At 34.9% G+C, this 8,882-nt stretch carries 8 protein-coding genes; 6 read left to right on the plus strand and 2 right to left on the minus strand.

Annotation, left to right across the window (positions count from 1 at the left end):
- A partial coding sequence (locus C7K42_RS12760; RefSeq protein ID WP_148084633.1) for a type ISP restriction/modification enzyme occupies positions 1-3,035 on the plus strand: 3,035 nt, incomplete at its 5' end.
- Between the two features lie 110 nt (positions 3,036-3,145).
- Here C7K42_RS12760 and C7K42_RS12765 read toward each other — a convergent pair.
- Positions 3,146-3,502 carry a type II toxin-antitoxin system YafQ family toxin gene (locus C7K42_RS12765; protein WP_002834562.1) on the minus strand — a complete coding sequence of 119 codons (357 nt, stop codon included), beginning with the start codon at positions 3,500-3,502 and terminating at the stop codon, positions 3,146-3,148.
- Entirely contained in the window at positions 3,502-3,780 is a 279-nt protein-coding gene (locus C7K42_RS12770; RefSeq protein WP_002834561.1) for a type II toxin-antitoxin system Phd/YefM family antitoxin, read from the minus strand. Before C7K42_RS12770 ends, C7K42_RS12765 begins: the two co-directional genes overlap by 1 nt.
- Positions 3,781-3,856: 76 nt before the next feature.
- On the opposite strand from C7K42_RS12770, the gene C7K42_RS12775 reads away from it, so the two are divergent.
- The 5 genes from C7K42_RS12775 to C7K42_RS12795 form a co-directional block, all read left to right on the plus strand.
- Entirely contained in the window at positions 3,857-4,444 is a 588-nt protein-coding gene (locus tag C7K42_RS12775) for a site-specific integrase (protein ID WP_103099655.1), read from the plus strand.
- A gap of 417 nt (positions 4,445-4,861) precedes the next feature.
- A complete protein-coding gene (locus C7K42_RS12780) occupies positions 4,862-5,074 on the plus strand; it encodes a hypothetical protein (protein ID WP_170157613.1) in 213 nt (70 codons plus the stop codon).
- Between the two features lie 708 nt (positions 5,075-5,782).
- A complete protein-coding gene (locus C7K42_RS12785; RefSeq protein ID WP_103099652.1) occupies positions 5,783-6,718 on the plus strand; it encodes a replication initiation protein in 936 nt (311 codons plus the stop codon).
- Positions 6,711-7,217, plus strand: coding sequence for a MarR family transcriptional regulator (locus C7K42_RS12790; protein ID WP_103099653.1), 507 nt, complete (start codon positions 6,711-6,713; stop codon positions 7,215-7,217). Before C7K42_RS12785 ends, C7K42_RS12790 begins: the two co-directional genes overlap by 8 nt.
- Positions 7,217-8,882, plus strand: a 1,666-nt coding sequence (locus C7K42_RS12795; RefSeq protein ID WP_124175442.1) for a restriction endonuclease, incomplete at its 3' end; no start/stop codon positions are given. The genes C7K42_RS12790 and C7K42_RS12795, both read left to right, overlap by 1 nt.

Here is an 8,882-nt window from a genome sequence, read left to right on the forward strand (position 1 = left end):
TGACAGAAGGAATTGATATTTCAACGCTAGATGCCGTCATTTTCTTATCGCCTAAAAAATCGCAAGTGGATATTGTTCAAGCGGTCGGTCGCATTATGCGTAAGGCTGAAGGTAAAGACTATGGCTATATTATTTTGCCTATTGTTATTCCAACAGATGAAACACCTGAAACCATTTTAGATAATAACAAGAATTATGAAACTGTTTGGCAGGTAATCAATGCATTGCGTTCTGTCGATGAGCGATTTGAAGCTATGATTGATAAGTTGAATATGGCTAAACCTAAACAACTCAAGGTCATTGGTGTAGGAAGTGCGCCTGATCAAATGAATGATCAAGAATCAAAGAATGATACAGCTAATCCAGTGAATGTTCAAACTGAGTTGAATCTAGAATGGGATAAGTTTGAGGGCGCTATTTTTGGTAAGATTGTTCAAAAAGTTGGCGATCGTAAGTATCTGGAAAATTGGTCACAAGATGTTGCTAAAATTGCCGAGCGTCAAATTAACTGGATTAAAAATAAGTTATCTGATAAACAAGATCCTATTAGTCTAGAATTCAAAAAATTCGTTTCATCACTGCAACATAATATCAACGAAAGCATTGATGAAAATCAAGCTGCAGAAATGCTTTCACAGCATCTAATTACAAAACCTATATTTGAAGCACTATTTTCAGAATACAGTTTTGTTAATAATAATCCAGTATCAACAGCTATGGAAAACATCGTTAAAGAATTAGAGAAATCTGGTTTTGCTAAGGAACAAGAAAACCTTGCACCTTTATATGAGTCTGTAAAAATGAGAGCTGAAGGTGTAGAAAAAGCTGAAGATAAGCAAAAAATTATAATTACTCTTTATGACAAATTCTTTAGCACAGCATTCAGGTCAACAACTGAACGGTTAGGAATAGTATTTACCCCAATTGAAGTAGTAGATTTTATTGTTAAATCAGTAGATGATGTATTGAAAAAACACTTTGGTAAATCATTAGGTAGTCATGGCGTCCATATCTTAGACCCATTTACAGGAACAGGAACGTTCATTGTCCGCACATTGACTTACTTACAAGAGCAGTTGAAAGACGGTAAAATTACATTAGCTGACATTACACGTAAATTTACACAAGAATTGCATGCTAATGAAATTATTTTATTAAGTTATTATATTGCTGCTATTAATATCGAATCTACATTTGATGAGATTAATGGAGATGAACAAGGTTATGTTCCATTTGAGGGAATTGTTTTAACGGATACTTTTGAAAGTACAGAAGATGAACATACTCTTGATGATACTTATTTTGGTAATAATGACGAACGTCTAAAAAGACAACAAGAGGTACCAATTACGGCAATTATTGGAAATCCACCGTATTCTACTGGACAAAATTCCGAAAACGACAACAATCAAAATATAAGATACCCTAAATTAGAAGAGTCTATTAGACAAACATACGTAAAATGGTCTTCCAGTGTTAATAAGAATTCTTTGTACGATTCATATATAAAGGCTTTCCGGTGGGCGGCAGATAGACTAGGAGACAGAGGCGTAATTGGCTTTGTTTCAAATGGACAATTTATTGATAGCAGATCCGCAGATGGGTTGCGAAGATCACTTTCAGAAGAATTCAACTACTTATATATATTTAACCTAAGGGGAGACCAAAGAACTCAAGGAGAGGTATCGAAGAGAGAAGGAGGGAAAATTTTTGGATCAGGTAGCAGGACGCCAATCGCTATTTCCATTCTTATAAAAGATAACAGTGATACTCATGATATATTTTATAAAGATATTGGTGATTATTTAAGTAGAGAAGATAAATTAACTATTTTGAAAAATCAAGAATCAATTATTAATATTGATTGGTCTGATATTAATATGGATACAAATTATGATTGGATTAATCAAAGGGACATGAATTATTTAAATTATCTGTCAATGGATGGAGATGTTTATAAAAGTAGAACGACAGGAATTACTTCTCAAAGAGATAACTGGGTATATAATTTTAGCAAAATCAAAACAAATAATAATTCAGCACGATTTATAGATAATTTCAATAACGAACTAGAACGTTTAGCAAATAATCCTAATCCATTAAAGGGTATTAACCTAGATGAATCATATTTAAAATGGAGTCGGGAACTAAAAACATTTTTCACCAAAAAACAGCAGTTAATTTTTGATAAAACAAACGTTGTTGTATCTATGTATAGACCATTCACTAAAAAATATCTATACTACGGAGATAAGCTTGTAGATTATCGCAGACATTACTATAAAAATATTTACGAAGACAAAAATATGATAGCTACTCTTGGAGTAGGAGCAAAACGAGATTTTTCAGCATTAGCTATGAATGTAATTCCAGATAGTGGGATGATGGATGGTAGGACGCAGGTATATTTGAATTACAATTATGAAGATTCTGGAATATTAGACCAAGGAAAAATATCTAATATAACATGTAAAGTAATTAAAAATTTCAATATATCGGAAGAAGATGTTCATTACTATGTTTATGGTGTTTTAAATTCTGCATCTTACATTAACAAATATAAAAATGAACTAAAAAAAGATTTTCCACATATACCGTTATTAAAAGATAAAGAAAAATATGTCGAAATCGGTCGTAGACTTTATAATTTACATTTAAATTACGAAAACCAACCTAGTTGGAGCGGTGTTGAACTTGTGATAAGTAACTCTAATCCTAATTATAGCGTGACTAAAATGAAACATCCTAAAAAAGGTGTATTAGATACTATTATTTACAACGAAAGTATTACTATTAAGAATATTCCAGAACGGGCATATGAGTATGTTGTTAATGGGCGTCCAGCAATAGAATGGATTATTGATCAATATCAAGTGAAGACAGATAAAAAGTCAGGAATCACAGATGATCCTAATGATTTCAGCGATGATCCCAAGTATATTTTGAATCTTTTGCTTTCTGTTATAACAGTAAGTATGCGCACACTTGAATTAATTGATGAATTACCAGAATTTGAAGTTGAAGAACAATTATAAGGGGCTATAATTCACAAATAACCCCTCAAAAACATTGAAAGAATAACCCCCAACATCTATAATATAGATGTTGGGGGTTATTTATTTTCATATTATAAAAATGACTTCTTCTATTCGTCATTTTTTCGATACCTTTTAGAACGATTTTGACCAGGAAATAAACGATCATGCGATCCGACTCGAATGCCAATTAAGACTAGTTCATCTTTATCAATCGTATAAACCACCAGGACATCGTTAGTTTCGCTTGGTGTTTTGTTTTTCGGGGTATCTCGTAAGTGAAATTCATTATAACCGCTCATTCGCCGATTAAGCTCATGATCTTCAAATTCTGGTGGTAATTGTTGTTGCTCAAGCAACAGGTCAATAGCTGCTCGAACTTCATCAATAATAGATTTGTCTAAACTGGCTAACCGTTTTAGATCAGCATTAAAGGTTGCACGTGGTTTAAATCTTAGTTTTTTCATTATTTAAACTGACCCCAATAATCATCATTTGATTCAACAATTTCATCGTCAGGTAAAACATGGCGTTTAATTAACTGATCACGCGCAATTGCATATTCTAACGAACCTTCTTTCGCTTTTAATGCTCTTTCTAGCCAGTCCATTTTTTCTTGTGAAACGATGGCCACTGCGCGACTGTTTGAACGAGCAATATAAACGGTTTCATCTTCGTCATTAACTTGATCTAAATATTTTTTTAGGTTAGCGCGAAAATCGCTCTGCGTTAGTGCTAATGTCATATTTACCACCCTTTCTTTGTACTTAATATTGTACTTTAATTTGTACTAAAAATCAATTTTTTAAGGAGCTAAAACTATGCAACAAGTTGTCTTACCCATCAAAGATTCAAACGTTCTCAAAGAGGTGCAAGATACCTTACTCAACAACTTTAAAGCTGGCCGGCGTAACTATACAATTTTTCAGGTTGGGAAAGCTACGCTACTAAGAGTCAGTGACGTTATGTGCCTAAAACAAGCAGATATCTTTAATCCGGAAGGCTCCATTAAACAAAATGCATTCATTCACGACCGAAAAACAGGCAAGCCTAATACCTTGTACCTTAAACCAGTTCAAACAGAGCTTTTATTGTATCGTCAATGGCTGCTTGATCATAAACTAGAATCTGAATGGCTCTTTCCGTCCATTCAACACCCAGAACGGCATATTACGGAAAAACAGTTCTATAAAATCATGAGCAAAGTCGGCGATCTTTTAAGCATTAATTACCTTGGTACCCACACTATGCGCAAAACTGGGGCTTATCGCGTTTATACGCAATCCAATTACAATATTGGCTTAGTCATGCACTTATTAAATCATTCAAGTGAAGCTATGACTTTAGCTTATTTAGGCTTAGACCAAGCCAGTACCGAAACTATGTTAGATCAAATTGATTTTGGTTAGTTTTATTTGGATTTTTAGTTGTTGCCGAAGGCAACTTCTGAGACAGATTTTAAGCACAAAACCTCCACTAATTTTTAGTGGAGTGTAAGTGCGCCTTGACTGAGATTTGCTCGGTTTGCGGACTCACATAGATGTTCTATGTGTAAGTGCGCATTAAACTCATTTCATTCCGTTTAATGACGCTAAAAAATAGCTAACTTGATCATTAAAATAAAAGTTTTTTTTTAGTTCAATGCGCACTTACACGTCAACTAACTTTGACGTGTTTCGATACCCCAAAAATTGTATTAGATTTCGCTGCGCTCAAACAAATCTTTTTAATTGCTTTACACCGTTTTTCTTTCTAAACTTAATCACAATCTTTGAATAACTAACTATAAAAAGATGCCTTTAATTTAAACCTGAAATAATTAGCTAATGTTAGAAGTAACTCAGATGGACGAAAAGAAAGTATTAAAGCCAATTGATGAAATGCTTGCTGATCCTTGGCAAGTTGATATTCAAGAATTGTTTGAAGCTTCTGTCAATGAACCTGACGAGATCAAAAAGAATTTGTATGATTCCCTATATACTTATATTTTACAAAAAAGACAAGAAGATATTATTAATCGCCCAGGCTTTGTAATTTAGCCCTCTAAAAAGTCTCTGAGGGCTTTTTATTTTGACTTTGGTATAAATGTATATAAATAGCCTTAAAATCGCTGAGAACAAAAAATAAGGCCTTTAGAAACAAACATAGCAGTTGAATTCTTGTTGAGATTCAAAAAAACTAACTGTTTGCTGTCAATGGTAGCGGACGAGCGCAGCGTGGGAGCATAAGGAATTGACAGCTCTTACCCAGTCTTTACACTGAAATGGCGAAAGCCAAAGTTTCTACAAAACTTTGCTTTCCTGCCTAACGGCGAGTGTAAAACGGTCAAGCTGTTTCAGCTTGGACGGGGTGCGGGGCGTCAGCGCCCGTATTAAATGTGGCTTGCCACACCTTTTAGGCAACGAACGGAGTGAGGCACAAGGAGCGTAGCGATTGGAGTTTAATGTGAGCCGGTTTTTGGCTCACTCCTTTGTGTTTTTTGTTTCTAGATTTTAATCTCGAACAGCGGTGCCTCTTTTATACCTCTTTTATAAACCTCTTTTAAACCTCTTTTAGACCCCTATTGCGCCCTACTCTCCCAAGGGTTACAGGACTTTATCGACTACATTTTGTCTGTTTATCGACTACATTTTGTCTGTTTATCGACTACATTTTGTCTGTTTATCGACTACATTTTGTCTGTTTATTGACTACACTTATTTACTTCTGTATTCAAATAAAGTAGTATTATTCAAGGAGGTTATTTTATGAGCAATGAATTAGTTAAATATGATCCAGAACTGAATACAATTCCTCTGAGAAGATTTACTCCTGTAGAAATGAATCTTTTCTTTTCGGTTGTTTCTAGAATGCGCGATAAAGGTGATGATACTGTTCGGTTTACTTTTGATCAGTTAAAAGAATTAAGCGCGTATAAGCCGACCGCAAATAATCGATTTATTGATGACATACAAAGTACATATCAAAAAATATTAGGTCTTAGATTTGGCTCTAGAAGTAAAGATGGACTTGATAGAGAAATGTTTGTCATGTTTACTCGATTTGAAATCAAGGGTTCGGCAGAAGTCCCTTATGTTGATATTCAAATTTACCCCAAGGCATTGAAACTTCTAAATAATCTTGAAAGCTGGGTTCGATATGCTTTAGCAGAGTTCAGAGATTTAAAGAGTAGTTATGCAAAAACGATGTTTCGTCTCCTTAAACAATTTCGAACTACTGGTTATGCTTATTTTTCTAAAAGTGATTTTTTTGAATTACTTGATATTCCGCAAAGCTATTGGAATAAACCTGCAAACGTTGAATCCAGAGTTATTCAGCCAATTAGAGAAGAATTAACCCCGCTTTTTAGAGGGCTAACGATTAGAAAAAAATATGGTAAAGGCCGTGGCAAGCCGGTTATTGGTTACTCATTTACCTGGAAATCAGAAAAAAAGAACGCAGACGACTTCTCACAAGGGCAATTTCAAGATGAAAGACAAAAGCTTTTCAATATTCAGCATAATGGTGAATTAACAGAACAGGAAAAATGGCGCGCCATTGATAAAGTTAAGGAGTTAACTCTAGGCTCTACTGAGAAACAAGCATTGGCTGATAAACAGGCCGAGCACGATAAAAAAATAAGAGATCAAGCAAGAAAAGAAACACTTGCTGAACTCCGAAAGGGGTTTGGAAATCATGCCTAAAACTATTAGAGAACTTGCTGATGAATTGGGCGTTTCAAAGCAAAGAATTCAACAAATTATCGCCAAATTATCGCCAAGCAAAACGCCAAATAAGGAAGGCAATAGATATGTTTTGAGCGCCCAAGATGTCAAAAATATAAAGGCTTTGATGGGATTTGAAAATAACAAGTCATCAACAAGTGAATCGACAAATAGACTTGTTGATTATGATGTTTACTTAGATGTGATAGATTCTATAAAAGAAAAAGATGAACAGATAAAAAGTTTATTAGAAGTTCAAAAACAAACACAAAATTTATTAGATCAGCAGCAACGATTAGCATTACAGGATAAAAAACTTTTAGAAGAATACAAGACAGAAATCAAAGAATTAAAATCATTAAATATACCAAAACAAGGTAGTGAAAAAGACGATTCTATTCCAAAAGAAAATTCAGCAGAAAATAGAGTAAAAGAGCCTCAAAATAAAAAATGGTGGCACTTTGGTAGGAGAATGTAATGAAGACACAAACTTTCAATGATTTAATTGAGCAAATTAATCAGGCTGCAGGTGATGTCCAACGTGAAAGGGGCACGCTTTTTGAAAAACTCGTATTAGCTTACTTAAAACATGAACCAACTTACAAGGCGTTGTATCAAAATGTTTGGTTATTATCAGATGTTCCTGATGATTACGGCATTTCTAAAAAAGATACTGGTGTAGATTTAGTTGCCGAACAGAAAAATGGTGATTTAGTCGCAATTCAAGCAAAGTTCTATACCCATAGGGTTGGTAAGGATTCTATTAATTCATTTGTTGCTGAACTAGGTAAAAGCTACTATCAACATGGTTTGATTGTTTCGACAGTCGATGAATGGAACAGCAATGCTCGTGAAACGATTGAGCAAAATGAAAAAGGTATTGAAATTATTGGGTTGTCTGATTTACGCAACTCTCAAATTGACTGGTCACAATTTAATTTTGAACGACCTGAGAAAGTAACTATTAAAAAGCCAAAGCAGTTGCGTGGTTACCAACAAACGGCTAAAGAGAACGCACTTAATCATTTTAAAGAGCATGATCGCGGGCAGTTAATTATGGCGCCAGGGACTGGTAAAACCTTTACTAGTCTAAAAATTGCTGAAGCACTAGCTAAAGCGCAATCTACGCCGTTTAAAGTTCTATACTTAGTCCCAAGTATTCAATTATTGACGCAAACATTGCGTGGGTGGAACAATGATACTGAGCTGACCATGACAAGTATGGCCGTGACATCAGATCGTGATGCCTCTCGTGGTACAGATGAAAATGAAGATATTAAGGCTGCTGATATTGGTTATCCAGCAACAACATCTAGTCAAAAAATACTACAAAATTGGCGTGATTTTGAAGAAGGTCAACCAACTGATATGGTCGTTATTTTCAGTACCTATCAAAGTATTGATGTGATTGGTGAGGCACAGAAAAAAGGACTGCCAGAATTTGACTTTATCATCTCTGATGAAGCCCATCGCACCACTGGTGCTCACGAATCTACCAAAGAAGCTAGTATTTTTGCCAAAGTTCATAGTAACCATAATATCCAAGGCCTTAAGCGTATGTATCAAACAGCGACACCAAAAATATTTGGTGAAAGTGCCAAGAGGAATGCTAAAGAAAAAAGTATCTTACTAGCCTCTATGGACGATGAAAGTAAATATGGAGCAGTATTTTTCCGTATGGGATTTGGGCAAGCTGTGTCGCATGATATCTTAACAGATTACAAAGTAATGGTTTTAGCAGTTGATGAGGCCGCAATTCAAAAAGATATGCAACGAACACTAGCTGACCCTGAAAATGGTTTAAACATTGACGATGTTGGCCAAATTGTTGGTATTTGGAATGGTATGATGCGTCGTAATGGATACAAGAATCCGGTAAAGAATAGCCCTTATGATGGAGCCCCTTTAGAGCGTGCTATAGCCTTTACTAGGACAATTGAAGAATCAAAAAAGGTGTCGGATCAGTTTGAAAAGGTTATTAATGAATACATTGGTAATGCTGTTGATGAGCAGTCTGTTCATCTATCAATGCGGCATGCAGATGGTCAAATGAACGCGCTCCAAAAAGAAGAAATTTTAGATTGGTTAGCTAATCCAAATAAACCAGCAGATGAAGCACGAATTGTCTCAAATGTGCGCTTCT

Source organism: Tetragenococcus halophilus subsp. halophilus DSM 20339 (assembly GCF_003841405.1).
In the GTDB taxonomy this organism is placed as follows: Bacteria; Bacillota; Bacilli; order Lactobacillales; family Enterococcaceae; genus Tetragenococcus; species Tetragenococcus halophilus.